23 protein-coding genes are annotated in these 26,058 nt (G+C 64.3%); 8 read left to right on the plus strand and 15 right to left on the minus strand.

The window, feature by feature from the left end:
- Positions 1 to 3: 3 nt before the first annotated feature.
- The 7 genes from CFI11_RS12275 to CFI11_RS12305 form a co-directional block, all read right to left on the minus strand.
- A complete protein-coding gene (locus tag CFI11_RS12275) occupies positions 4 to 1,545 on the minus strand; it encodes a sugar ABC transporter ATP-binding protein (RefSeq protein WP_130406328.1) in 1,542 nt (513 codons plus the stop codon).
- 3 nt (positions 1,546 to 1,548) lie between these two features.
- Positions 1,549 to 2,634: a sugar ABC transporter substrate-binding protein gene (locus CFI11_RS12280; protein WP_130406330.1), complete on the minus strand. Its 1,086-nt coding sequence runs from the start codon at positions 2,632 to 2,634 to the stop codon at positions 1,549 to 1,551.
- Positions 2,635 to 2,638: 4 nt separating this feature from the next.
- Entirely contained in the window at positions 2,639 to 3,283 is a 645-nt protein-coding gene (locus CFI11_RS12285) for an isochorismatase family protein (protein ID WP_130406332.1), read from the minus strand.
- A gap of 75 nt (positions 3,284 to 3,358) precedes the next feature.
- Positions 3,359 to 5,245 (minus strand): hydantoinase B/oxoprolinase family protein, encoded by a 1,887-nt coding sequence (locus CFI11_RS12290; protein WP_130406334.1) that lies wholly within the window; start codon positions 5,243 to 5,245, stop codon positions 3,359 to 3,361.
- Between the two features lie 49 nt (positions 5,246 to 5,294).
- Positions 5,295 to 7,472: a hydantoinase/oxoprolinase family protein gene (locus tag CFI11_RS12295; RefSeq protein ID WP_217358690.1), complete on the minus strand. Its 2,178-nt coding sequence runs from the start codon at positions 7,470 to 7,472 to the stop codon at positions 5,295 to 5,297.
- A 19-nt stretch (positions 7,473 to 7,491) separates the two neighbouring features.
- Positions 7,492 to 8,364 carry a hypothetical protein gene (locus CFI11_RS12300; protein WP_130406336.1) on the minus strand — a complete coding sequence of 291 codons (873 nt, stop codon included), beginning with the start codon at positions 8,362 to 8,364 and terminating at the stop codon, positions 7,492 to 7,494.
- 1 nt (position 8,365) lies between these two features.
- Positions 8,366 to 9,577 (minus strand): CaiB/BaiF CoA-transferase family protein, encoded by a 1,212-nt coding sequence (locus CFI11_RS12305; protein ID WP_130406338.1) that lies wholly within the window; start codon positions 9,575 to 9,577, stop codon positions 8,366 to 8,368.
- A gap of 74 nt (positions 9,578 to 9,651) precedes the next feature.
- On the opposite strand from CFI11_RS12305, the gene CFI11_RS12310 reads away from it, so the two are divergent.
- From CFI11_RS12310 to CFI11_RS12330, 5 genes are read left to right on the plus strand one after another with little or no spacing between them, the layout of a single operon-like run.
- Positions 9,652 to 10,557 carry a hydroxymethylglutaryl-CoA lyase gene (locus tag CFI11_RS12310; RefSeq protein WP_130406340.1) on the plus strand — a complete coding sequence of 302 codons (906 nt, stop codon included), beginning with the start codon at positions 9,652 to 9,654 and terminating at the stop codon, positions 10,555 to 10,557.
- The gene (locus tag CFI11_RS12315) at positions 10,557 to 11,222 is read left to right on the plus strand and encodes a GntR family transcriptional regulator (RefSeq protein WP_254448910.1); all 666 of its coding nucleotides are present in this window, start codon (positions 10,557 to 10,559) and stop codon (positions 11,220 to 11,222) included. Before CFI11_RS12310 ends, CFI11_RS12315 begins: the two co-directional genes overlap by 1 nt.
- On the plus strand, positions 11,219 to 11,446 hold the full coding sequence (locus tag CFI11_RS12320; protein WP_130406344.1) for a hypothetical protein: 228 nt from the start codon (positions 11,219 to 11,221) through the stop codon (positions 11,444 to 11,446). The genes CFI11_RS12315 and CFI11_RS12320 overlap by 4 nt, the downstream gene beginning before the upstream one ends.
- Complete coding sequence (locus tag CFI11_RS12325) at positions 11,443 to 12,168, plus strand: SDR family NAD(P)-dependent oxidoreductase (protein ID WP_130406346.1); 726 nt, start codon at positions 11,443 to 11,445, stop codon at positions 12,166 to 12,168. The genes CFI11_RS12320 and CFI11_RS12325 overlap by 4 nt, the downstream gene beginning before the upstream one ends.
- Before the next feature lie 18 nt (positions 12,169 to 12,186).
- Complete coding sequence (locus CFI11_RS12330; protein WP_130406348.1) at positions 12,187 to 12,843, plus strand: DUF2461 domain-containing protein; 657 nt, start codon at positions 12,187 to 12,189, stop codon at positions 12,841 to 12,843.
- Here the strand turns inward: CFI11_RS12330 and CFI11_RS12335 are convergent.
- Genes CFI11_RS12335 through CFI11_RS12355 form a run of 5 tightly spaced genes read right to left on the minus strand, consistent with a single transcriptional unit; the run spans position 12,840 to position 17,820 of the window.
- Positions 12,840 to 13,601 (minus strand): dipeptide/oligopeptide/nickel ABC transporter ATP-binding protein, encoded by a 762-nt coding sequence (locus CFI11_RS12335; protein WP_130406350.1) that lies wholly within the window; start codon positions 13,599 to 13,601, stop codon positions 12,840 to 12,842. The two genes, CFI11_RS12330 and CFI11_RS12335, sit on opposite strands and share 4 nt — an antisense overlap.
- A complete protein-coding gene (locus tag CFI11_RS12340) occupies positions 13,598 to 14,548 on the minus strand; it encodes an ABC transporter ATP-binding protein (protein WP_130406352.1) in 951 nt (316 codons plus the stop codon). Before CFI11_RS12340 ends, CFI11_RS12335 begins: the two co-directional genes overlap by 4 nt.
- A complete protein-coding gene (locus CFI11_RS12345; protein ID WP_130406354.1) occupies positions 14,545 to 15,357 on the minus strand; it encodes an ABC transporter permease in 813 nt (270 codons plus the stop codon). Before CFI11_RS12345 ends, CFI11_RS12340 begins: the two co-directional genes overlap by 4 nt.
- Positions 15,354 to 16,301 carry an ABC transporter permease gene (locus CFI11_RS12350; protein WP_130406356.1) on the minus strand — a complete coding sequence of 316 codons (948 nt, stop codon included), beginning with the start codon at positions 16,299 to 16,301 and terminating at the stop codon, positions 15,354 to 15,356. The genes CFI11_RS12345 and CFI11_RS12350 overlap by 4 nt, the downstream gene beginning before the upstream one ends.
- A gap of 40 nt (positions 16,302 to 16,341) precedes the next feature.
- A complete protein-coding gene (locus CFI11_RS12355) occupies positions 16,342 to 17,820 on the minus strand; it encodes an ABC transporter substrate-binding protein (RefSeq protein ID WP_130406358.1) in 1,479 nt (492 codons plus the stop codon).
- Between the two features lie 83 nt (positions 17,821 to 17,903).
- On the opposite strand from CFI11_RS12355, the gene CFI11_RS12360 reads away from it, so the two are divergent.
- The gene (locus CFI11_RS12360; protein ID WP_165390249.1) at positions 17,904 to 18,704 is read left to right on the plus strand and encodes a phosphodiesterase; all 801 of its coding nucleotides are present in this window, start codon (positions 17,904 to 17,906) and stop codon (positions 18,702 to 18,704) included.
- On the opposite strand, the gene CFI11_RS12365 is transcribed toward CFI11_RS12360, so the two are convergent.
- The 3 genes from CFI11_RS12365 to CFI11_RS12375 are packed head-to-tail and all read right to left on the minus strand — an operon-like array spanning position 18,701 to position 23,220.
- Positions 18,701 to 20,347, minus strand: coding sequence for a hydantoinase B/oxoprolinase family protein (locus CFI11_RS12365; protein WP_130406362.1), 1,647 nt, complete (start codon positions 20,345 to 20,347; stop codon positions 18,701 to 18,703). The genes CFI11_RS12360 and CFI11_RS12365 overlap by 4 nt on opposite strands.
- Entirely contained in the window at positions 20,344 to 22,392 is a 2,049-nt protein-coding gene (locus tag CFI11_RS12370; RefSeq protein WP_130406364.1) for a hydantoinase/oxoprolinase family protein, read from the minus strand. The genes CFI11_RS12365 and CFI11_RS12370 overlap by 4 nt, the downstream gene beginning before the upstream one ends.
- Positions 22,393 to 22,443: 51 nt before the next feature.
- The gene (locus CFI11_RS12375) at positions 22,444 to 23,220 is read right to left on the minus strand and encodes a copper chaperone PCu(A)C (protein ID WP_130406366.1); all 777 of its coding nucleotides are present in this window, start codon (positions 23,218 to 23,220) and stop codon (positions 22,444 to 22,446) included.
- Positions 23,221 to 23,247: 27 nt separating this feature from the next.
- On the opposite strand from CFI11_RS12375, the gene CFI11_RS12380 reads away from it, so the two are divergent.
- Together CFI11_RS12380 and CFI11_RS12385 are read left to right on the plus strand one after the other, a co-directional pair.
- Positions 23,248 to 24,630: a hypothetical protein gene (locus CFI11_RS12380; RefSeq protein WP_254448911.1), complete on the plus strand. Its 1,383-nt coding sequence runs from the start codon at positions 23,248 to 23,250 to the stop codon at positions 24,628 to 24,630.
- Between the two features lie 141 nt (positions 24,631 to 24,771).
- Complete coding sequence (locus CFI11_RS12385; RefSeq protein ID WP_130406368.1) at positions 24,772 to 26,049, plus strand: ABC transporter substrate-binding protein; 1,278 nt, start codon at positions 24,772 to 24,774, stop codon at positions 26,047 to 26,049.
- Positions 26,050 to 26,058 lie beyond the last annotated feature (9 nt).

Consider the following 26,058-nt stretch of genomic DNA (forward strand, 5'->3'; position numbering starts at 1 on the left):
CCCTCACGCCGTCTCGCGCAGCGCGCCATAGCAATGTTCGGCAATCGTATCCTTGCTGAGCGCGGCGCCCGTCAGCTCTGCCACGATCTGACCGCGCCCGAAGATCAGGACCCGGTGACAGAGCTGCGCAAGCTGATCGTAATCGGTCGAGCCGATCAGGATGCTGGTTCCGGACGCCGCCGCGCGGTCGAGCGCATCCCAGATCTGCTGACGCGCACCCACATCGACGCCCTGCGTCGGCTCATCGAGCAAGAGCAAATCAGGTTCGATCTGCAACCACTTGGCCATCAACGCTTTTTGTGCGTTTCCGCCCGAAAGGGCTGCAAGCGGCAGCACCGGCACATTCGGCTTCACCCCTGCCTCTGCCCCCAGCCCGTAGGCGTGACCGACAACATGGGTATCGGTCAGCCCCAACCCCCTTTTCAGGCGCTCATAGACCGGCATCGAGACATTGTCCGCTACCGGCAGGGAGCCGACGCCGGCGGCCCCCAAACGGTCGGCGGGCAGATAGGCGATGCGCTTGCTCATGGCCTCTTCAGGTGTGAGCAAGCCGAGCGGGATGCCCCGCCCATCGATCTCAAGCCGACCGCTGACACCGCCCCGCGCGCCGTAAAGCAAAGCGGGGACATGGTCGAAACCCGACCCGATCAGACCGGTCAGGCCCAGGATCTCTCCCTTGCCGATCTCGAAATCCAGCGGGCCGACGCCATCCGCGGCCAGGCCCCGCACCGCCACCTTGCGGGGCGCTGCGAGCGTCTTGCCCTGCCCGCCATAATCCTGAAGGTTGCGGCCAATGATGCGTTCGACGAAGGCCTCGTGCGAGGTCTGGGCCGTTACCACGGTGTCGATCAGATGCCCGTCGCGGAGGATCGTGGCGCGGTCGGTGATCTCACGTACCTCGTCCACATCGTGGCTCACGAAGATCACGCTGGCTCCGAGATCGGTGCATTGCCGGACAAGGCGAAACAGCTGCTCCACTCCGCTGCGCGGCAGGAACGGCGTGGGTTCGTCCAGAACCAGAACGCCGGGCCGGTCCGCGTGATCGGCGCTGGCCTGCCGCAGCTCTTCATAGGCGCGCACGATGGCCAAAAGCGCCTGTTCGACAGGCGAGAGGCTGGCCACTTCCGCACGCGGATTGAGGGAGAGACCGAAGCGACCGAAAATCTCCGCCGCCTTGCCATGCGCGCGGGTCCAGTTGATGGCCCAGTCGGATCCCGTGGCCAAATCCCCCAGAAACAGGTTTTCGGTCACCGAAAGCGACGGGATCAGCCCCAGATGCTGGTGGACAAAGGCTAGCCCCATCTCGCGCGCGACATGGCCCGGCACGGGCAGCGGCAGTTTGCGACCATAGAGCCGTACTTCCGCCCCCGGTTCGGGGTCATGAAAACCCGCCAATACCTTGATGAGCGTGGATTTTCCCGACCCGTTGGAACCCAGCAAGCCATGCACCTCTCCGCGCGCGACGCAGAGCGACACGCCGTCAAGCGCCACCGCCCCGCCGAAGCGCTTGGAAAGGTTGTCTATGCTGAGCGCCGGATCGGACATGGGTTATTCGAGCCCCCAAAGCGCCTTGAAGCCCGCGATATGCACGTCGCCATAGCCATCATTGAAGGTGGCGGGATTGCCGGCTGTCGCAACATTCTCGTCCGTGAAGATGAAGGCCGGCGTATTCAGTGTGCCCACCGGATCCATGCCGCACAGGAGCCGCATATTGGCATCCGTCCCGGCCATGCCGACCCAGCCGAGGCTTTCGCCCACATTCATCTCCACGATGTCGTCCTCACGCATCATGTCGAGCACGAAAGGCGTGCCGTTATAGCTGACGATCTTGGCGCTGGAGCCCGCGATCTGGATGGCGGGCACGATGAACTGGCTCATCGAATCGTAGACCGGCAGCACGTAGTTGATCGTGGGATCAGCGAGCAGTGCGTTCTGGACGGCGGGCTGGCCTTGTGTGGCCCAGTCGGTCACGGGCACATTGATGTATTTTGTAGTGCAGTCGGGGCAGTTGTCTTCCAGATAGCCGATGATCGCATCGCGCAGCGGAGCAGTCGGTGTGATCTCGTCCGGGCCCAGAACCAGTGCGTTCACCTGGCCTTCGGTCTGGACCATGGCCCAAGCGGCGATGATGTTGCCCACAGTGACGTAATCGGTATTGGCGGCACCATCCATGAAGTCGGGAACCTCCTGGGTCGTGGCGTCCCAATTGTGCGTGGCAGTGACCTTCACCCCCGCCGCGCGCGCCTCGGTGATCTGGGGGACGAGGAATTCGGGCGGCAGCCCGCCCTGCAAATCGATCAGATCGTACCCTTCGGCGACCGCGGTGCTAATGCCCTGGATCCAGCCGGCGGGGTCCATCTGCGTCTCCCAATCGCGCAGCTCGAAGCCAACGATCTCGGCCGCGTCGACAAAACCCTGGCTGATCGCGGCGTTGAACGGGTTGGCGTTGGTGAGCGGGATGACGAACATTTTCTTGTCGGCCATGCAGGATTGCGCATCAAAGGCGGGGCCGGGTGCGGTGAAGTCGGGCAGTTGGCTGTGCTTGGCGATCAGGGCCTTCGCGGCGTCCATGTCCGCCAGCGCAGGGCTGGCGAGAACCGTCAACGCGAGGGCTGAAGCGATAAGAGATTTCATAGGGTTACACCTCCGAGTTGATGTTTTTTATGTAATTGATTGCCGCGTCCGTGCTGAGCAAATCGGCATATTTGGCGCTCATATCGTAGAGATTGGCATGATGCGGCCCCTCGGCGCGGTCGCCCACGGCATCTTCGACGACGAGCGTGACGAAACCGTGGGAGATGCTGTCGATACAGGTGGCCCGCACGCAGCCGGAGGTGGTGACACCGGCCAGAAGCAGCGTGTCGACCTTGAGCCAGTGCAAGGTCGCGGCCAAAGACGTGCCAAAGAAGGCACTGGGATATTGTTTGGTGATAAGAATATCAGAGGGTTCGAGCGTGAGTGGTGGGGCAAGCTCCTGCGTCTCTGCACCGGCGTCGAAGCAGGAGAGCGCGGGGACCTTGGCGTAGAAGGCGCCGCCATCGGCGCCGCCGGGCTGGTATTTGACCTCGGTGTGGATGACCGGGATGCCGACGTCGCGCGCAGCGGGCGCGAGACGCGCGGCATTGTCGAGGGCGATCTGGCAGCCCTCTCCCCCGTAGAGAGGTGCGCCCGGGTCGAAATAGGCTTTGGCGAAGTCGATCAGCATCAATGCCGGGCGAGTGCCCCAGCTTTGCGCCGCGTGATAGCCCGCACGTGCATAGTTTTGATCGAGACGATCAGACATGGTGACCCCCTCTGGAGGGGGGCCAGCCCCCCGCGCCTGCGGCGCCCCCCCGGAGTTTACCTGGCAAGATGAAGATCATTCGGCGGCTCTGGCATAGGCGCCGCGGAAGACCGGGGCGATCGGGGGTTCAAAGCCGGTTTCTTTCAGGCAGCGGGATTTAAGCTCGTCGATAGACGTGAAGCCACGGTCGAAGAGCTTGGTCTCGCCACGCGATTTGGCCATGTCAGCGCGAAGCTTGTCAGTGGCTTTGGTATCGACGGCGCCTTTGGCGATCACCACGCCGTAGCGTCGGGCGCCGTCCTTGGTGACGAGCCCTCGGTTCACGTCGCGCAGAACCAGAGCGGGGTCGCGGGTGAGCGGATCGCCCCAGCCGCCGCCGCCCCAGGTGTTGAAGTAAAGCATATCGCCCGGCTGGACCTGGATGCGGTCACATTTGGATGGGATGTTCTCTTCGCTGCCATCCGTGCGGACGAGGCGTTTGGTGGAGCGCATGCCCGGCTCCCCACCGTTCACACCCCAGGGGGAGGTCAGCCAGCGGTCATCGTGGATGGAGATCTCGCCCGCTTCCAGCATCTCGTAGCCGATGGTGATGCCGTTGCCGCCGCGATGGAGGCCCGCGCCGCCGCTGTCGGGGATCGTCGCGTATTGGCGGATGCGGAGGGGGAAATAGGCCTCCAGAAACTCGTTGGGCACATTGGTGAAGGCGGGCCACATGGAATGGCCGTCAGGGCCGTCACCTGCGGGACGTCCCGGGACGCCGCCAAAGCCGATCTGGAAGAGCTGATACCATTCGCCGTTGCCGTCAAAGCCCGAATACATGAAATGCGGGCTGTCGGAGAAGCCGGCGGCGTTCAAAGCATCCGGCGCGCCCTGCCCCAGGAGCCCGCCCATCAGATCAAAGATGCGGCCCAGCATGTGGGTCCGGCAGCTGAGGGCGGCGGGTTTCTTCGGTTTCAGAATGCAGCCTTCGGGGATGTGGACCTCGACCAGATCGTAAAAGCCGTCATTGAAGAGGATCTGCGGATCGAAAAGGTTGATGGTGAAGGCGCCGAAGAACATCTTGAACATCTCCTCGTTGAGGAGGAAGTTGATCGAACTGAGGCTTTGCGGATCGCTGCCGGAGAAGTCGAAATGCGCGACCTCCCCTTCACGGTGCAGCGTGCAGGCGATCTTGTAGGGGCCGTTGCCCATGCCGTCATCGTCGATCCAGTCCTCGAAATAGGCTTTCTGCGCGCCCTCAGGGATGATCATCTGGATGATCGCGCCCATCGCCGCCTTATTGCGGTCGAGCATGTCCTGCATGGCGGAGATGTAGGCGTCGGTGCCGAAGCGTTCGATATTTTCCCGCACGCGGCGCTCAGCCAGGCGCAGGGCGGCGATGATGGCGAAAAAGTCGGACTTGTTCCATTCCGGCATGCGGGTGTTGGCGAGCATGATGTTGAGAAGCTCGTCCTGCAGTGCACCGCCCCGGTAGATCTTGGTGGGGGGCACGATCAACCCTTCCTCATAGATCATCTTGGCGTCGGTGGGCAGAGAGCCGGGGACCTTGCCGCCCACATCGGTCATATGGCCGAACATGGCGGCCCAGCTGACGAGGCGCCCGTCGTGGAAGATGGGCATCATCAGAAGCCAGTCATTGAGATGGCTGACAGCACCATTGCAGCTATAGGGGTCGTTGGTGATGAAGATGTCGCCGTCTTCGATCGTGCCGTCATAGCCCTGCATGAAGCCATAGAGGAAGGAGCCGAACTGGCCCACGACCATCTTGCCCTCCTCATTGGCGATCAGAGGAAAAGCGTCATGCTGTTCGCGGATGCCCGGGGACATGGCGGTGCGGAAGAGCACGGCATCCATCTCGTTGCGGGCGTTGCGCAGGGCGTTTTCGACGATGTCGAGGGTGATCGGGTCGACCTCGACACGGGAAAAGGGTGTGGCGTTGGATTGGATGATTTGAGCGACCATCAGGATGGGCCTCCCATGTACCGGGTGTTCTGGGAATGAAAGGCGCGCTTCATGACCGCGCCTCCGGATGATCGGCAGGCCAGATGAGGATGTTTCCGACGTCGTCGATCACGCCCACGTGATCCGGCAGGATGACGGAGGTGCTGTCCATCTCGGTCACGATGGCCGGCCCTTCGATACGATTGCCGGGGGCCAGCTTGGCACGGTCGTAGATGTAGCCCTCGCGCCAGGCGCCATCGGCATAGAGGCGGGTTGGCTGTATGCGGGCGGCGGAAGCATCAGGGCCGCCACGTTTGGTCTCGGCATTGATGAACTGCTTTTCGGCGCCCTGCACGACGGCACGCAGGCCCACGATCTCGTGCTCGGCGTCGAGCGCGAAGGTGAAAAGCTGCTCGTGCTCGGCATCGAATCTGGCTGTCACGGCGGAGATTGAGAAGGCCTCCGGCGTGCTGTCGATGGTCAGCTTCATGCCCTGGCCGTGATAGCGGATGTCGATCTGGTAGAGCACGTCCTGTTCGTGTTCGGCGACACCTTCGGCGGTCAGATCGCGGGCGGCCTGAGCATGAAGATCCTCCAGCATCTTCTTGATTTCGCTATCGGATGTTTCGGCGACACGGGTCACATATGTTTGACTCGCTTCGTTGCGCAGGCGCGTGGTGGCATCGCCATAGGCACAGAGCACGCCCGGCCCGGGGGGCACGATGGCGGGCCAGGAATTCACCAGTTTCGCCAGAGCGTTGGCGTGGAGCGGGCCGGCGCCGCCAAAGCCGATAAGGGCAAAGTCGCGCGGGTCATAGCCCTGCTCGACCGACACGAGCCGCAGCGCGCCGACCATGTTTTCGTTCACGATGCGGATCACGCCCTCGGCCGCGTCCTCGATGGACAGGCCAAGAGGTTCGGCGATGGTCGCCACCGCCTTGGCGGCTAGATCGCGGGAGATATCCATGTCGCCGCCCAGCTTGGCGTCGGAAGGCAGATAGCCCAGCACGACATTGGCGTCTGTGACGGTAGGCGCCTCCCCGCCTTTCTCGTAAGCGGCAGGCCCGGGATCGGCGCCAGCAGATTGAGGACCAACACGAAGGGCTTTCGTCAGCTCAGGCACGTAAGCGATGGAGCCGCCACCCGCGCCCACCGTGCGCACGTCGATGGACGGCGCACGGACGGTGACATCGGCGACGCGTGTCTCGCGCCGCGTGCGCGCGACGCCGCCCTCGATCAGCGCCACGTCGGTCGAGGTGCCGCCCATGTCGAAGGTCAGAAGGTTCTGAAAACCCGATTGCTTCGCGATCCAGAGCGCGCCCGACACGCCACCCGCAGGCCCGGACATCAGCAGGTTCACCGGCTGGTCCATTGCCGCCTGTGCCGAAGACAGACCGCCATCGGAACGCAAGATCTGCAGCATCACGTCGGACCCCATGCGCCGTTTCAACTCGCCTTGCAGGTTGTCGACATATTTCGATACGACGGGCCGGACATAGGAGTTCACCACGGTGGTTTCCGTGCGCTCATATTCGTACATTTCCGGCATCACGCTCGCGGAGGTGCTGACCGGAATGTTCGGTGCGATCTCTTGCGCGATCTCGGCGATGCGGGCCTCATGGGCATCGTTCGTATAGGCGTTGAAAAGGGCGATGGTCAGCGCTTCAATCCCGGATTTTAGCAGCTTTTCCAGATCCTTGCGGATGGCCTTTTCATCAAGCGGGACGAGGATCTCGCCCTTGGCGTCCATGCGCTCGTCAGCCTCGATCGTGTATTCCAAGGGCGCCAGCGGGTCGGATTTGTTCCAGATCACCCAGCCGCCCAAACCACCCGGCACGAAGGAGCGCGCGATTTGCAGCGTGTCGCGGTAGCCCTTGGTCGTGACCAGCCCGACAAGTGCGCCCGATGAGGTCAGCACAGTGTTGGTGGCCACGGTGGTGCCATGCATCACCTCGGTGATGTCGGTGGGCGCGATGCCGGCGGTGCGGCAGATCTTCTCGATGCCGTTGAGCACGCCGATGGAGCTGTCGGCGGGGGTCGACGGGACCTTGGCGGTGTAGGTTCGCCCGTTGCGTTCGTCCAGCAGCAGCAGGTCGGTGAAGGTGCCCCCCACATCGACGCCCAGCCGAAGGCCGGTGCCGGCATTGCGCAGCGGCGCGGGGCTGCCGCCCTCCATCCGACGCAGGCGTTCCTCGAAGGCGGCCAGCCGCTCTTCGTATTTCCGAATCAGATCATCGGTGACCGACATTGCCATCCCTCTCCTCGTCTCAGATCCCCAGCAGGCGCCGGAGAAATCCCTTTTTCTGCGGTTGTTTGGCAGCCAAGGCCGCCACGGCCACCGCACGTTCAGACATCGAAAGCGTGGTCTCGATGGTCTCTTGCTGTTCGGCGATACGCGCCTCGCGCGCTTTGATCTCGACTTGCATGCGCTCGCCTGCTTCAAGCGCGCGGCCCAGCATGTCGGCACCTTTGGCCTCAGCCGCCTGCGCCGCCTCGGCGCAGGCGACGGCGTCTTCCAGAAGGGCAAAGGCCCGATCCGCCGCTTCACCAAGACGCCCGTCTTCGCGTGTTTCAGCCAAGGCTACGGCCCTGGCCAGCAGCTCCTCGAACCGGGCGGTCTGAGCGAGGCTCTGGTCCAGCTCGGCGCTCACATGTTCCAGATGATCCAGCGCCCGGCCAGAGACATCCTGAAGCCGCCCGATGACAATCGTGTCGTCTTCGAGATGCGCCAAAGCCCGATCCAGAACCTCAGCCAATCGCCCGGCGCTGCCCTCGGACGCGGTCAGCGCAGCCTCCGCCTGCTCCAGAGCGGCGCCCTGTCCTTCGACAAGGCCCGACAATCGTGCGATCTGCACGTCCTTGGCCGACAGCGTGGCCTCCAGTTCCTCGACCTCGTCGAAAAGAAAGCTCACCACCGCGTCCGGCGCCAGGTCCGCCTTGGCAGGCGCGCCCACTTCCGAGATCAGGCGCGGTGCGTCGGGGATATCCACGCGCAGCCGGCCTTCATTGTCGCGGCGGCTCTCCAAGAGGCCGCGCGCCACGGCTTCGCGCACGCGTAGGCGGGACTGGCCCAGCACCTCGGCGGCCTCGTCGACCGTCAGGAAGTGCAACCCGTCATCCGCCCGCCGCTTGACCATCACGTCAGATGATCCCCTTCTCGCGCAGATCAGCCTGAGCATCCCCGCTCAGGCCCAGCAATTCGCCGAACACATAATCGTTGTGCTGGCCCAGTTCCGGGCCGACATGGCGCACGGCCCCCGGCGTCTCGCTCAGCTTGGGAGCCACGTTCTGCATCTTCATCTTGCCGAAATCGGGATGGTTGACCTCCACCAGCGCCTCGCGGGCCTGGAAATGCGGGTCGGCCATCATGTCCTCGGCCTTGTAGATCAGGCCGCAGGGCACGCCGTGGTCGTTCATCTTCTGCTCCAGCTCGGCGAGCGGGATCGTCTTGGTCCAGTCATTGATCAGGCCGTCCAGCTCCGCCTGATGCCGCCCGCGGGCGGAATGGGTGGCATAACGGTCGTCCTCGGCAAGGTCCGGGCGGCCCATCGCCTCGGCCAGACGCTTGAAGACGGTGTCCTGATTGGCCGCGATCAAAAGCAGCTTGCCGTCGGCTGTGTCGAAGACGTTGGATGGCGAGACATTGGGCAGGATCGCCCCTGTCCGCTCGCGCACATAGCCTGCTACGTCATATTCGGTGACAAGGCTTTCCATCATGTTCAGCACGGCCTCATAGATGGCACTGTCCACGACCTGCCCACGCCCCGTGCGCTCGCGCGCATGGATCGCCATCAGCGCGCCCTGGAATGCATGCATGGCAGCCAATTCATCCCCGATGGAAATGCCCATGCGGCTGGGCTGGGTCGACGGATCGCCCACGACATAGCGCAAGCCCCCCATCGCCTCGCCAATCGCACCGTAGCCCGCGCGGGACGAATAGGGTCCGGTCTGGCCAAACCCAGTGACGCGGACCATGACAATGCGCGGATTGATCTTCGACAATTCTTCATAGCCGAGGTTCCAGCGCTCCATCGTGCCGGGGCGGAAGTTCTCGATCAGGATGTCGGCGCTTTTGACCAGTTCGCGCACCATCTCCTGACCCTCGGGCGTGCGCAGGTTCAGGGTCACCGACTTCTTGTTCCGTGCCACGACCGGCCACCAGAGCGATTTGCCATGCGGCTTCTCCCGCCCCCACTGGCGCATCGGATCACCCGCGCCGGGCTGTTCGCATTTGATGACCTCGGCCCCGAAATCGGCCAGCATCTGTCCGCAGAAGGGCCCGGCCAGAAGCTGGCCCATCTCGATCACGCGCAAATCGGTGAGAGGCCCCTGCCGGGCCGGAACATCCGCCATCTTCTCTCCCTGTCGTTTGTTGACGATCCGGTGATCATCCTATTTGGTATACAAAATTAAGGAGGTGCGACAGAATGACCAGCGATTTTTGTGAAATTATCGAAGTTTCTGCTAGAGACGGGATACAAAACGAAAAAACGCTGCTTTCGACGGCACAGAAACTGCATCTGATCGGGATGGCGCTGGATGCAGGGATTCGCCGGATGGAGGTGACGAGCTTCGTCAATCCCAAGCGCGTGCCCCAGATGGCGGATGCGGAGGACGTAGTGGCGGGCCTGCCCCGCGACTGGGGAGCACGCTATATGGGGCTGACGCTGAACCGGAGGGGGTTTGACCGGGCGGTTGCCACGGGACTTGATGAGGCGAATTTCGTCGTGGTCGCCTCGGAAACTTTCAATCGCAAGAACCAGGGCGTGAGCACGCAGGAGAGCATCGCGGCCTTCTCAGATATTCGCAAGGCAGCGGACGTGATCGAGGTCGCGGTGACGGTGGCCGCCGCCTTTGGCTGCCCGTTTGAAGGCGAGGTGCCCCTCGCCCGCCTGATGCAGGTGGTGGAGGCCTGCATGGTGCATGAGCCATTTGAATTGGCGCTGGCGGACACGATTGGCGTGGCCACCCCCCGGGATGTGACAGAGCGTGTCGGCGCGGTGCGGCGCGCCTTCCCCGATATCCCGATCCGTCTGCATCTGCACAACACCCGCAACACCGGCATCGCCAATGCCTGGGCGGGGTTGGAGGCGGGCGCGCGCAGTCTCGATGCAAGCCTCGGCGGTGTGGGTGGCTGCCCCTTCGCCCCGCGCGCGACGGGCAATATCGCGACCGAGGATCTGGTCTATATGCTCGATCGCTCCGGCGTGCGCACGAATGTGTCGCTTGACACCGCCATCGCCGCCGCCGAATGGCTGGAGGCGCAACTGGGTCATGACGTGCCCGGACAGGTGATGAAAGCCGGGGGCTTCCCGGCCCCGCAGGCGGCATGATGGACGGCGATACCAAACAACCCGCGGCCGAACTGGCTTATCAGGCGATCCGTGCGCGGATCATGTCGGGCGATCTGGGCGATGGCGCCCGGTTGAAAGAACAAAGCCTTGCCAGCGAGATGGGCCTGTCGCGTACGCCGGTGCGCGCGGCGATCACAAGGCTGATCCACGAAGGCTTTGCCGAGCGCGGAGAGGGCTATTCCACCCGCGTGGCGCATTTTCCCGAGGACGAGCTGGACCAGATCTTCGAGATCCGCCGCCGTCTGGAATGCTACGCCGCCGAGCGTGCCGCCACGCTGGCCAGCACGGCGCAGATCGAAGAGCTGGACCGGCTGACAACGGAGATGGAGGCGCTCTCTCCCCCACAAACCGATGCGGATTATGCGCGGATTTCCGAGATCAACGCCGCCTTTCACCGGATCATTTCCGAGGCCGCGCAGTCCCCCCGGCTGATGGCGGTTCTGTCGATGGCGGTCGATGTCGGCATCGTCTCGCGCACCTATCACAGCTATGCCGCACACGACCTGATCCGCTCCGCCCGCCATCACCGCGAACTGGTCGACGCCTTCCGCGCCCGCGCGCCCGACTGGGCGGCCAGCGTGATGTCGAGCCATGTTCTGGCCGCCGCGAAATCCGCGGCACGACCCCGGCGCGTGACGGGATGAAACCGGTCGTGGTTCGTTCGATCAACGCTGAGGGCGAGATGCGCTGCGTCGATATCCTGCGCGATGACGCGGGCCGTTTTGCGTTCCGCGAATATCGCCGCGATCCGGAGGATGGGCGCGGCTGGGGCGGTGTGGGGCCGGATCTGTCCTTTGTTCATGACAGCGCCGAGGCCGCGCTTGCTGCAGCCCGCGAGAGTGTCGCCTGGCTGGAGCGCGCGGAATGAGCGGCACCCTCGCCATTCTGGGCGGTTGCGGCGGGATCGGGCGTGCGCTGTTCTCAGCAGCCCAAGATGCGGGCTATGCGCCGCTGGTCTTTGATCTGCCTGACAGCATCGCCGATCACGGATTTCCCGACATCCCCTGCATCCCCGTGGACGCAACCGATCCGCATTCACTGGCCGAGGCGGCGGCGGACTGCCCAGAAGACCTTGCGGGCTTGGTCAACCTGTGTGGTTTCACTGCGCCCTCCCGACCCGTCCTGGGACAGGATGCGCAGGTCTGGGAGAACGTGCTGACCGGCAACCTCACGTCGGCCTTCCACGCGGCACAGGCCTTTGCGCCGCGGATTCAGACCGGTGGTGCGATGGTGCTCACAGGCTCCGGCCTTGGCCATTACGCGCGGCCCGGCTTTGGGCCTTATGCGGTCAGCAAGGCGGGGATCGCGGCGCTGACACGGCAACTCGCCCTCGAATGCGCGCCGCAGCTTCGGGTGAATTGCGTGGCCCCCTCTGCCGTGAACACTGCGTTTCTGACCGGCGGCACGGGACGGCCCGTGGATGACAGCGCGCTGGATCTGGACCTCGACGCCTATGCCAGCGCCATCCCGCTGGGCCGCATCGCTGAGGCCGAGGATGTCACCGGCCCGATCCTCTTTCTGCTGTCGGATGCGGCGCGGTACATGACCGGTCAGGTCTTGCATATCAACGGCGGGGCCTACATGCCCTGAAAACGGGAGACCCAAGAGATGACCCAGCCCGAAGGCTTCAGCCAGATGATCTTGGACGCCAACGTGTTCTACAAAGAATTGGCCGAGAACAACAATCGCGAATGGTTCGAAGAGCGCAAGGCCCATTTCACCGACAGTATCCGCAAGCCCGCCGAGTTGTTCGCCACCATCGCCGCCGAGGAGATCACCCGCGAGACGGGACTGTCGCACAAGCCCAAGGTCTTCCGCATCTACCGTGACGTGCGGTTTTCCAAGGACAAGACGCCCTACAACACCCATCTGCACATCTATTGGGAGGCGACGGATGGCGGGCCGATGACGCCGGGCTTTTTCTTTGCCTCATCGCCCACATCGTTTGAGTTGCTGAGCGGTATCCCGTCGATGAAAGGTGAAGAGCTGACGAAATTCCGTGCGTTCGTCGACAAGCACGGCGACGATCTGGATGCGGTGATCGAAGAGACGGGCGCCACGCTCAGCACCTGGGGGGCCGACCCGCTGAAACGGGTCCCCTCGCCTTACGATAAGGAGCATCCCCATGCCGAGCATCTCAAACGCAAGAGCCTGATTCTTGGCGTCGGGATCGACCCTGATCCAAACCGCGAATTGCTGGCCCGCGTGATGGAAGCGATGCGCCGGTTGCGTCCGTTACAGACACTCTTGAAAGAGAACCTCTAGCTGCGCCCGGCCAGGATATCCTCTGCCGGGCCGCTCAGCACCTCGCCCACAGGGCCGCGCCGGATCAACGATCCGCGCGCCATGACCGCCACCTCATCGCAGATAGAGGATACGACCGCCATGTCGTGGCTGATAAAAAGCATCGCGGCGCCCGTGCGGTCCTGCACCTCCATCAACAGGTTCAGGATCTGCGCCTGAACGGAGGTGTCGAGGGCGGAGACAGGCTCATCCGCGATGATCAGCGCGGGTTCGGTCACGATGGCGCGGGCGATGGCGATGCGCTGGCGCTGGCCACCGGAGAATTCATGCGGGAACCGCCCCGCCGCATCGGGAAGGCCGACCTGCGCCAGCGTGCCGCGAGCCCGGTCAAGCCGGTCGGCGCGTGACAGACCTGTGGCAATCAGCGGCTCGGCGACCGAGACATCTACCGCCCGGCGTGGATCAAGGGAGCCCATGGGGTCCTGAAAGACCATCTGAAACCCTGCGCGGGCCTTTCGGCGCTCGGCAGGCGAAAGCGTCCATATGTCCTGCCCCGCGATCAGCACCTGCCCGGCATCGGGCCGCTCCAGCCCCACGGCGAGACGCGCGAGGGTGGATTTGCCGGAGCCGGATTCGCCGATCAGCCCCAGCGTTGCCCCGGCCTCCAGCTTGAGAGAGACGGCATCTGCCGCCGTCAGCACCGGCGCAGGTTCCAACAGTTTGCGACGCGGCAGCCTGTAAGCGCGGGTCACGGCGCTGAATTCGAGCGCCGCGCTCATGCGTCGACCCCCATGCAGATGCAGGCGGCGCGCTGGTTCGGGCCGGCCTCGATCAGCGCGGGGCGCGCTTGCAGGCAGGCATCGGTCCCGATGGGGCAGCGCCCGTGGAACCGACAGCCCTGCCCCAGTTCCGCAAGCGGCGGCACAACGCCTTGGATCGTCGGCAGCTTGTGTCGCGGACCCGTAAGGCGCAGCCGTGGCCGTGCGGCGACCAAACCTTGCGTATAAGGATGCGCAGGCGCGGATAGGACCTGCCCCACCGGCCCCTCTTCTACCTTGTCGCCTGCATAAAGCACGGCAAGCCTTTCCACGCTCCGCTCCACCGCCGTCAGGTCGTGACTGATCAGGATCAGCGCCATCTCCCGCTCCCGCGACAGGCGGGCGAGCAGGTCGAGGATCTGTTCGGCCCTGACCGGATCCAAAGCTGTCGTCGGCTCATCCGCGATCACCAGACGCGGCCCGCAGGCGAGCGCCAGCGCGATCATCGCCCGCTGCCGCTGCCCGCCCGAAAGCTGATGGGGGTATTGGCGCAGCCGCGCCTCCGGGTCCGGCATGTCGACCTCGCGCAGCAGATCCAGCGCCCGCGCCCGTGCGGCGCGGCCCTTGGCGAGGCCGTGCCAGATCATCGGCTCGGTGATCTGGCGCCCGATGGTCTGGAGCGGATTTAGCGCCGTCATCGGCTCCTGAAAGATCATCGCGATCTCCCGCCCTCTGAGCGGTGCCATCTGCCGGGGGTGGAGCGGCGTGCCGTCATACCGGATCTCTCCGGTCACATTGGCCGCTTCGGGCACCATGCCCATGACGGCCAGCCCCGCCATCGTCTTGCCAGACCCGCTTTCGCCGACCAGCCCGATCCGCTCTCCAGCCCCGACGGACAGCGACAGCGCGCGCAGGGCCTGCCCGGCCTCGAAGGCGACGGTCAGGTCGCTGATCTCAAGCAGGCTCATGGCCGCCGCCCCCTGAGACGGGGATCGGCCAGATCCCGCAGCCCGTCGCCCAGCACGTTGAAGCCAATGACGGCGATAACAATGCAAAGACCGGGCCAGATGGCGAGGCTGGGCGCGAAATAGAGGAACGTCTGCGCCTCGGCCAGCATACGGCCCCATGACGGTGTCGGCGGCTGCACGCCAAGGCCGAGATAGCTGAGGGCCGCTTCGGCAAGGATAGCGATGGCGAACTCGATGGTGGCCTGCACCAGAAGGATCGGCGCGATGTTCGGCAGGACGTGGTCGAAGGTGATGCCCAGCTTGGTGCGCCCCGCCACGGTCGCGGCCTGCACGTATTCGCGCGACCAGACCTGATTGGCGCTGGCCCGGGCGACACGGGCAAAGACAGGCATGGTGACGAAGGCGATGGCGAGGATCGCAATCTCAAGCGACGGCCCGTAGATCGCCGCCAGCATGACCGCGAACAAAAGCGCTGGGAAGGCGATGGCAACGTCGGTGAGCCGCATCAGACCCTCTTCGGCCCAGCCGCCCTGCGCCGAAGCGATAAGGCCCAGCCCAACCCCGATCAGCGCGCCCAGCCCCACCGACAGAAACGCCACGAGGACGGAGCTTTGCGCGCCCACCATCAGCAGCGAAACGATGTCGCGGCCCAACTGATCGGTGCCCAGCCAATGGATGGCAGAAGGGGGATGCAAGCGGTTTGACACGTCGATGGCGGCATAGTCATGCGGGGTCCAGACCAGAGAGATCGCGGCTGTGAGCGCCACGAGAGCGACAAGCGCGCCGCCCAAAAGGACGGGTGGTCTCATGACAGACGCTCCTGCAGGCGGGGGTCGATCAGCGCATAGGCAACATCGACGAGGAAGTTGGCGATGACGACGACGGCGGCAAAGAGCAGGACAAGGGCTTGCACCATGTAAAGATCGCGGTTGGAGATCGCTTGAAACACCAGCCGCCCGAGGCCCGGCAGGGAAAAGACATTCTCGATCACGATGGTGCCGGTGACGAGGTTCGCGACCTGCATGCCCACGATGGTGATGATCGGCACCAGCGCGTTGGGCAGGATATGCCGACGGAAGATCGCGGCCCGGCTAAGCCCCTTGGCCCGCGCGGTGCGTGCGAAATCGAGCCGCATGACCTCCAGCACCGACGAGCGCACGACGCGCGTCAGGATCGCGGATTGCACGAGGGCCAATGCCACTGTGGGCAGGATCAGCGCACGGATCGCCTGAACCGGATCGGACCAGCCCGGAAAACCGCCGGGCGGCAGCAGACGCCACTGCACGGCGACCAGCAGGATCAGCAGCATGCCCAGCCAGAAGGCAGGGATCGCGATGCCCAACTGGCTGAGCACCATGATCCCCCAATCACCCGGCCGGCCATGCCGGCTGGCGGCGAATAGCCCAAGGGCCAAAGCAACGCTGACCGTCAGCACGGTCGCCATGCCGGCAAGCGCCAGCGTGATCGGAAGCCGCTCGGCAATCAGGACGGAGACGGGCAGATCGAAGCTGAAACTCACCCCGAAATCGCCCCACACCGCCCCACCGATCCAACTCAGATACCGCAGGATCAACGGATCGTTCAGCCCCAGCTCCTCGCGCAGGGCCGCCACCGCCTCGGGCGTGGCGTCGAGCCCGAGGATCACCAAGGCGGGATCTCCGGGCAACACGTTCATCACAGCAAAGACGACGAGGGACACCAGAAGCAGCGTGCCGAGAAGCGTCGCGCAGCGGCGCAGCAGGAAAAGGGTCATATGTGAGATATAGGGGCGGCGCGCGCCGCCCCGTCAGGCCTTAACTTTCCCACCGTAGCTCATTCAGTGGGGAGAAGAGGACCGGCGAGGATTGCCAATAGCCCGACAGACCCGTCCGGTAGACACCTAGTTTCGGAAGCTGGAAGAGAAAGCCATGCACCGCCTGCTCGGCTACGAAACGCTGACCGTCTTTCAGCAGCGCATCCAGTCTCTCCGGATCGGGTTCAGTCCGGATCGCCTCCCACAGCGCGTTGAATTCGGCATTGTCGTAGCCGTAGAAATACTCCGGCCCGCGCGCGAAATTGCCCAGGTCGTTGGGCGAGGTATGGGCGATCACGGTCATGTCGTAATTGAGCTTGGAATAGATCTCTCCGATCCAGAAGGCCCATTCGACATTCTCGATGCTCACCTCGAAGCCCGTAGCCTCAAGCTGGGCTTGGATGATCTCCCCCGACCGTTTGGCGTACGGGAAATGCGGCAGGCGCAGGGTGACTTCCGTCCCCACGGCCCCCGCCTCTTCCAGCAGCGCGCGGGCAGCGGCAGGATCATGCGGGTACATGTCCGTCAGATCCACGTGAGAACGATGGTGGGGCGGGAAGAACGACCCGATGGGCTCCCCATAGCCAAAATAGGCGCCGTGAATGATCGCCTCGCGGTCAAGCGCGTGGTTCACGGCCCGCCGCACGCGGATGTCGTCAAAGGGCGGGCGGGAATTGTTCAGCGCGAGGATCACCTCGCCTTCCGTGGTGCCTACGACCACGTCATAGCGTGGGTCGGCCTTGAACTGCTCCAGCACCTCGGGCGCGGGCATGCCGGGGAAGGCGTCGATGTCTTCGGCCATAAGCGCGGCCACCGCAGCGGCGGGATCGGCGACGAAGCGGATGGTGACGGTGTCGATGACCGCGTCAGAGTAATCGCGGTGCTCCGGGTTGGCCACCAGCGTCAGCCGGTCGCCGCGCGTCCAGCTGTCGAACCGGTAGGGGCCGGTGCCCACGGGGTTGGTCGTGTTGGTCTCCGCCGTCTCCGGCGCCACGATGGAGGCATCGCCCTGCGCGATGTTGAAAAGGAAAAACGCATCCGGCTGCGACAGCGTGATCACCACGGTGCCCGCATCCGGCGTCTCGACGGACGCGATGGGCTCGAAGATACCCTTGGACGGGTTCACGCTGTCCTCGGCCATGGCCCGGTCGAAGGTGAATTTCACATCGTCGGCATCAAAGGTGCTGCCATCGTGGAACAGCGCGCCCTCCACCAGATTGAATGTGTAGGTCAGCCCGTCCTCGGACACTTCCCAGCTTTCGGCGAGCGCGGGCAGGATCTCTCCGCTTTCGGACACGGTGGTGAGCGATTCGTAGATGTTATGCGCGGTGATCCCGTCGATGGAGGCCGTGGCATCCACCGTCGGGTCGAGCACCGTCGGCTCCTGCTGCATTCCGATCGTTACAGTCTCTTGAGCCAGCACGGCGGGGGCCAGGGCCAGGGCCGCGCACAGCGCCAGGGCGGAGGTCGTCATATTCATTACAGAAAGCTCCGGGTATGTGGTGGTCATCCGGGTCAGCATAGGCGCGGGATAAGACAGCAATGTGTAAATCGGAGCAGACCATGACACGCATCGTGCAGATCACCGACAGCCATGTGACCCGGGCCGGAACGCTGTGGAAGGACCAGGTGGACAACGCCGCGCGGCTGGCGCGGGTGGTCGAGGGTGTCAACGCGCTGGCCCCCGATCTGGTAATCCATACCGGAGATCTGGTGGAGCTGGGGCTGGGACCGGACGGTGCCGAGGAATACGCGCTTGCGGCAGAGGTTCTAGCCGGGCTCACCGCGCCGCTCTGCCTGCTGCCGGGCAATCACGACGGGCGCGCGGCGATGCGGGCGGCCTTCCCAGATCAGCGTTGGGAGAGCGGGCCTTTTCTGCAGCAGGAGGTGCGTATCGCCGGGTTGACCTGCCTCGGCCTCGACAGCGTGATCGAAGGGGAGACGGCGGGCGCGCTCTGCGAGAACCGGTTGGACTGGCTGCGGGCGCGCCTGACGGAACCGCCCACATTGATCTTCATGCATCACCCGCCCTGCCCCATGGGCCTGCCCTTCATGGATGGCTTTCCCTTCACCGGCGGGGAGGCGCTGAAGGAGGTCATTGCAGGTCATCCCGTCCTGCAGATCAATTGCGGCCATGTCCATGCCGATGTCACCCGGATATTCGGCACAACGCGGGTCTCTTCAGCGGAAGCCGTGACCGCGCAGATCCCGACCACGCTGGCGGCATTTGCAGACCACCCCAAAGGGACGCCCCGATACGGCGTTTTGGGAGAGATACGCCTGCGCTATTTCGACTGGGACGGCACGGCCTTGTCGGTCAAGACCCTCTGCCTGACCGAAGAGGCGGAGGCCATCCGTCTTTAGGACCGACCCAGCCGCCGGTCTTCCTCGATCAGTTTCGGATCACGCTCTTCGGGCTTGCCATAACCTCCGCCACCCGGAGTGCGCACCCGCACGCGGTCCCCTGCGTTCAGCGGGATGTCTTGTTCTTTCGACAGATGCTCCGGCACGAAGCGTTCACCTCCGCGCCAGACCTCCACCTCGTTGGGCGCGCCATCCGCGCCGCCCAGGGCGCCTTGCGGGCCGAACCGGCCATGGTCCATCACAAAGCTTGCCCGTGCGGTGCCCCGCCGCAACTCGATCTCATAGTCCAGTCCAAGACCGCCACGATGCTTGCCCGCTCCGCCGGACCCTGCGCGCAGCGCATAGCGGTGGTAGAGCACGGGGAAGTTCTGCTCCATGATCTCGACCGGCGGCGCCTTGGAGATGCCGATGGTCGAACAGCCATTGGCCAGCCCGTCATGGTCGGCATTGCCGCCATAGCCACCGCCCGAAAGCTGGTACATCACGAAATCCCGCCCGCGCTCCGGATCATGCCCGCCCAGTGCGAAGTTGCCGCTCGTCCCCGCAGGGGCCGCTGTCACCCGGTCAGGCAGCGCCTCGACCAGGGCGGCAAAGACCGCCTCGGCGATGCGCTGGCTCACCTCCGCCGCGCAGCCGGAGACCGGGCGGGGATAATGTGCATCCAGGAAAGTGCCTTGGGGCCGGATCACCTCCAGCGGTTCGAAAGCCCCCGCACTGATGGGCACTTCGGGAAAGATATGACGCATGGCGAGGTAAACCGAGGAGAGGGTCGTTGCCAGAACCGAGTTCATCGGCCCCGCGCAGGGCGCGCTGCTGCCGGCGAAATCGAACCGCAGGTGGCCCGGGGTCTTTTCGATGGCCAACCGGATGGCAAGCGGTTCGTTCACCACACCATCGCTGTCGATCCAGGCAACGGAGCGATAGGTGCCGTCCGCGATCTCGTCGATCAGCGTCGACATCTGCTGCGAGGCCCTCGCCCGCAACTCGGCGATGGCCGCGTGCACGGTGTCGTCACCGTAGCGGTCCAGAAGCGCATTCAGCCGATCCTCGCCCACCTGCAAGGCGGCGGCCTGTGCCTTCACATCGCCGATCCGCTGATCGGCCACGCGGATGTTAGAGCAGATGATGGCGTAGATTTCCGGATCCAGCACACCTTCCTTGAAAAGGCGCACCGGCGGCAGGCGCAGCCCCTCCTGTTCGACCGAGGTGGCGGAGGCCGAGAAACCGCCCGGAACCGCCCCGCCGGTATCGGGCCAGTGGCCGGTATTGGAGAGCCAGCAAAAGATCTCTCCGTTGCGGTGGAAGGGCCGAGCAAAGCGGACATCCATCAGATGGGTGCCGCCCAGATAGGGGTCATTCACGATGTAGATGTCACCGGGCCTGGGGGCTGCGACCTGCCCTGCCGCGATCATCTCGATCAGGGTACGGGTAGAGTACTGCATCGTGCCCACGAAGACCGGAAGACCGCCTGCCCCTTGCGCGATCAGCGCGCCATCCTCTGCGGCATAGATCCCGTCGGAGCGGTCGTTGGCCTCTGCAATGACCGGAGAGAAGGCGGCGCGCGAAAAGCTCAGATCCATCTCGTCGCAGACCTGCTGAAGGCCCGCCTGAATGACCGACAGGGTGATGGGATCGAGGGTCATTCCGCACCTCCGATATGCAGGATCAGGTTGCCATCGGTACCGCCTTCGGCCCGGTCGCCGGGCGGGATCAGGATGGTTGTGTCCATTTGCTCGATCAGTGCGGGTCCCTCTATCATCGCGTCTTCGGGCAGGTGGTCGCGCCAATAGACAGGCGTTTCCAGCGTCCTCCCGTCAAAGACGACGGGCCGGTGGGATGCGGGCTTGGCGACTGTGTGGCGCTCTAACGGGTCGATCAGACCGCCCAGATCAATCTCCTCCCGCTCACCGATCACCGAGCAATTGAGGCTGACCACAACGGGCCGGATCTCGGGCAGGTTGACCTTGAATCGGTCCCAATAGACCGTCTCGAACCGGGCGCGCAGGACCTCGCGCGAAGGCGTGCCATCGTCGAGAGGCACGCGCACGACATGGCTTTGCCCGGCGAATTGCATATCCGCGCTGAACGTATGGGTGACGCGCCGCATCTGGACCTCTTCCAGCGCAAGCAGACGCTCCCCCTCGGCCACGTGGGCTGCGAACACGGCATGGAGCGCGTCGATATCGGCCAGATCCAGGGGCACCGTCACGGTCTGCACGAAGTCATGGCGCAGATCGGCCACCACGCATCCCAGCGCATTGGTGATCCCCGGACGTGCGGGCACCAGCACACGCGGCACGCCCAATTCGCGCGCCAGAGCGGCCGCGTGAAGCGGGCCGGCGCCCCCGAAAGCGAAAAGCGCGAAATCGCGTGGATCGGCCCCCAGCGACAGCGACACCATGCGGATGGCCCCCGCCATCTTGGCGTTGGCCACGCGGATCACGGCCTCCGCCGCTTCGATCGCGTCAAGGCCGAGAGGCGTCCCAAGGTCGCGCCGGAACACCTCTGCGATATCGTCCCGTGTCACGCCCCCTTTGACCGCGTTCAGCTTGTCGGTGTTGAGCCGCCCCAACAGCAGGTTGGCGTCCGAAATCGTGGGATGCGTGCCGCCCTTTCCGTAGCAGATCGGCCCCGGATCGGCGCCCGCGCTTTCCGGCCCGACCTCCAGAAGCCCCGCCGCATTGACCCGCGCGATGGACCCTCCGCCCGCGCCCACCGTGCGCACGTCGACCATCGGGACATGGATGGGCATCGCATACTCCACCTCGATCTCGTTCGAGACCGAAGGCCGCCCGCCCCGGATCAGCGCCACATCCGTGGAGGTGCCGCCCATATCGTAGGTGAGCAGGTTCAACTCCCCCGCCCGGCGCCCGGTATAGGCGGCGGCCATCACGCCAGACGCGGGGCCGGACATCACCGTCTTGGCCGCCTCCCGCGCCACCAGGCGGGAAGAGACCATCCCGCCATTGCCGTTCATCACCAGCACGTCGCCGCCATAGCCCCGGCCCGCCAGTTCCGCGCGCAGCCGCGCGACGTAGCGTTCGAGCAGCGGCTGGACGGAGGCATTCACCGCCGCCGTCACCCCACGCTCGAACTCCCGCGTTTCGGACAAGAGGGCGTGGCCCATGGTGATGTAATCGTTGGGCCAGAGGCTGGCTACGATCTCTGCCGCGCGCCGCTCATGGACCGGGTTGGCATAGGCATGCAGGAAATGGATCACCACCGCCTCGCATCCTGCCTGCAAAAGCTGCCGGGCCGCCGCCTCGACCGCCGCCTCGTCCAGCTTGGTGACGACCTCTCCGGCCGCATCCATGCGCTCGGGCACTTCGAGACGCAGATCGCGCGGGATGATCGGGGTGAAGACACCTTTCATCCCGTAAGCCTGAGGCCGGGTCCGCCGGCCCAGTTCCAGCACGTCGCGGAACCCCATCGTGGTGATCAGGCCGGTGCGCGCCAGCTTGCGTTCCAGCACCGCATTCGTCGTCGTGGTGGTGCCGTGAACGACCAAACCCACCTCCTCCATCGCAACATCGGCCGCATCGAAAGCCGCGATCACGCCGAATGCCTGATTGTCGAGCGTTGTGGGTGTCTTGGCCAGCCGCATCGCCCCCGTCTCGGGGTCGAGCATCACCAGATCCGTGAAGGTTCCGCCGACATCGACGCCGATCATCCCGCCTTTGGTCGCCATGTCGTCCCGCGCAGTTTGTTGGTATACAAATAAAAGCGCGGGTCTATGGAGCTAGTCAACCTCAATGACAGCCATCGCGGTCACCGGCGCGTCATCCACGACATAGGCGCGGTGGTCGTTGGTGTTCAGCGTCACGCGCACCACATGGCGCCCCTTGGGCAGCGCCCCGATGCTGGCCTCGTTGCTGTAAAGACGCTCCAACTTCATGCCACCAACGTAGAGATGCCCGTGTCCCATGCCCGGCACGTGATAGAGCCCGGCAAAGTCCTTCGAGAACTCGAACTCCTCCGCCTCGACCCGGATCCGCCAGCCCTCCACCCCCTCATGGACCGACAAGGCGATTTTCGGCGCAGGCTCGCCCTCGCCCACCCGACAGATATCTCCCAGACCGAACAGGCCGACCTCTTGCGCGCCGCCCTGTTTCTGCGGGTCGATGAGGCGGGCCTTGGTCGTCACCTCGCCAGCCTCTTCGAACCTGAGGCTCAGCGGGATCAGCTGGCCGTACTGCAGATCGGTGCTGAGCCCCGACAGCCTCAGATGGGCGCCATCCGCCGCCAGTGAGGCCGAGAGACCGCTGGGCGCCGGGATGCCATCCTCCGCTTCGGGGCTGTAAAGCGACACATCGCCGAGGGGGCTTGAAACCGAGATAATGCGATCCGGCGTGCCCCTGTTCTCGACGGTCAGAAAGATCGCCGCCCCGCCCTCTTCCAGAGGTGCTGCCGTTGCAGCGCTCAGCAAAATATCATCTGCGTCGCCTTGAGGGCGCAGCAGGAAGGCTCCGCCAAGGCCGAGGGCTGCCAGCACAAGAACCGCAATCGACGCTTTCAAACCACACGCTCCGCGTTACAAAGCCTCATGAGAGTGCGGAACATCGTGATTTGCGTCAAGGCGGCACTGGTCCTTCTATGGCCGGGTCTGGCCCTCGCGCATGTGGCCGAACAGGGCTTTGTGTTGCTTCTGCCCACTGGCGTTTACACAGCAGCCGGCGTCGCGGCGGTCGCGCTGACAGCTTTTGTGCTGATCGCGGCCCCTGCGGAGAGGATGCAGCGACTGTTCGCAGCACGCCGCATGCGTTTGCCTACGGTGGAGCGGTTGCGCATTTTCACGAGCCTTCTGTCGCTTATCGCCTTGGTCTTTCTGATCTATGTCGGCTTTAACGGTCCCCGCGATCCCTTGTCCAACCTGATGCCATTGGTCTTCTGGACGTTCTTCTGGATCATGCTCGTCACGCTGGCGGGTGTCTTCGGAGACCTCTGGCGCTGGCTCAATCCATGGACCGGGCTTTACCGCCTGATCGGCGCACCACAGCAACCGCTGCGCCTGCCTGCAGCGCTTGGTGTCTGGCCTGCGACGGCCCTTGTCATCCTCTTCAGCGCCTTCCTTTTGGCCGATATCGCGCCCGACGATCCGGCACGGCTTGCCTATTTCGTGGGCATTTACTGGCTTTTCACCATGTTCGGCCTGGTGCTCTTCGGCCCCGCCTGGCTTTCTCAGGTGGAGGTCTTTTCGGCCCTCTTTCGTCTTTACGGCGCGCTGTCCCCGTTCCGCGCGCGGCCCGATGGCGGGTTTGGTGCGCCGGGCTGGCGGCTCCTTGGCATAGCCCCGACCGTGAGCACGGGCGTTCTGGCGCTCACCCTTCTGGGTGCGGGCAGCTTCGACGGCCTGAACGAGACATTCTGGTGGCTCGCCAGGATCGGCGTGAACCCTCTGGAGTTTCCCGGACGCTCCGCCGTGGTGGCCCCGACGATCCTGGGTCTCGTTGCCTCCATCGTTCTGCTGATCGCTGCCTTCGCGCTGACCGTATGGCTGGGCCTCTGGATCACGCAGAGCACGCGGGACTTCCCCGTCGCTTTCTCCCGCCTCGCGCTTAGCCTGCTGCCGATCGCGTTCGGTTACCACATCGCGCATTACTTCACCGCCTTTCTGGTCAACGGCCAATACCTGCTCGCCGCCCTCAGCGACCCTTGGGCCGATGGCTCCGACTATCTGGGTCTGGCGCCGTTCTACGTCACGACCGGTTTTTTCAACCATATGGACACCGTCCGCATCATTTGGCTTACACAGGCTGGCGCGGTGGTGATCGGACATGTCTGGGCCGTGCTGCTGGCCCACCGGATGGCCACGGATCTTTTTCCGTCGGGACGCAAGGCAGCGTTGGCAACCGCGCCGCTTTCGGCTTTCATGGTGGCCTATACGTTCCTCGGCCTTTGGCTGCTGGCAGCCCCGCGTGGCGCGTGACCGGCGCCTCAGAATTCAGCCAATGCCGCCGGGCCAGAGCCCATGTGCCACGAAAATTCTGGACAAAACGCATGTATGCAAACAAACTTTTGTCAACTCGGGGGCACATCCGGGGCTGTTTTGAAGAACAGGGAGACTGAAATGACCAAGACAAACACGACCCGCCGTACGTTGCTGAAGGGGGCTGCTGCCGGCGGCCTGCTCACGGCCTCACCGCTTCTGGGCCGCTATGCCCAGGCGCAATCCTCTGCCCCGATCAAGATCGGGTTTCAACAGCACTCCACCGGGATCGGCGCCGCTTATGGGCGCTGGTACGGGCGCACGACCGCAGCCGCTTTGGACCGCATCAACGACATGGGGGGCATCAACGGACGTCCCGTTGAAATCATAGCCGAGGATGACGGCACCGACCCCAAGCGGGGGGCCGAGGTGGTGGAGAAATTCGCCAATCAGCATGGTTGCGATCTGGCGTTCGGGACGCTTTTCAGCCACGTTGTCTATGGCTCCGCACCCGCTGCGGGTGAGCTGAAGATCCCCTACTTCGTGGTCTCCGAGGGCCATCACGTCGCTTCGGGCGCGCTCAACCGTTATACGCTGCAGCCCGGCATCACGGATGTGAAAAGCCAGGTCAAGGCGATGGCACCTTTCGTGTCGCAAAACCTTGGCAAGAAGGTCACGATGATCTTCCCCGACTTCGCCTTCGGACACGATCACCGGGATTTCTTTACCGAAGCGATGGCCGAACAGGGCGGCGAGGTGCTGGAACAGATCGCCATCCCGCCGACCGAGACGTCATTCACCAAGTATTTCCCGCGCATCCCGCGCGAGACGGAGGTGATTTATCACGTGATGGTCGGCCCGGCCGTTCTGACTTTCGTCAAGGAGATGGGAGAGTTCTTCGGCCCCTCCCGCCCGGAAATCTTCGGCTTCATCGACAGTCTGGAGGCCGTGGACATGGCCTCTCCGGGCCTGGAGTTTCTGGAGGGGACGTACTTCTGGGAAGGTCACCCGCGCTATGCGCAGGACAACCAGACCGACCATGACAAGCGCTACCGCGAAGCCGTTGGCGTCGATGCGAACGGTGCGTCGGTCTACGACTCAAAGGACGTGTCGACCTATGCGCACATGTTCGGCTGCTGGGAGACTTTGCACATCATCAAGGACGCGATGGAGGCGTCGGGCTATCAAAGCCCCTCGGATCGGCAAAAGCTGATCGAGGCTGTCGAAGCGATGACCGAAATGCCCGAGGGCGACGCCCATCCGCAGGGGCCGAAGCTGTTTAACGGCAAGACGCATCAGGTCTTTGGCAAGCAATTCATCTCGCGCGTGGAAAATGGCAAGCTGGTGCTCGCCCACACGACCTCTATCGAGGATACGCTCTATCCGGACGAGGTCGATTACACGACCATGTCGTTCTGATCGCTCACC

Origin of the sequence: Thalassococcus sp. S3 (genome assembly GCF_004216475.1) — a bacterium.
Classification (GTDB): Bacteria; Pseudomonadota; Alphaproteobacteria; order Rhodobacterales; family Rhodobacteraceae.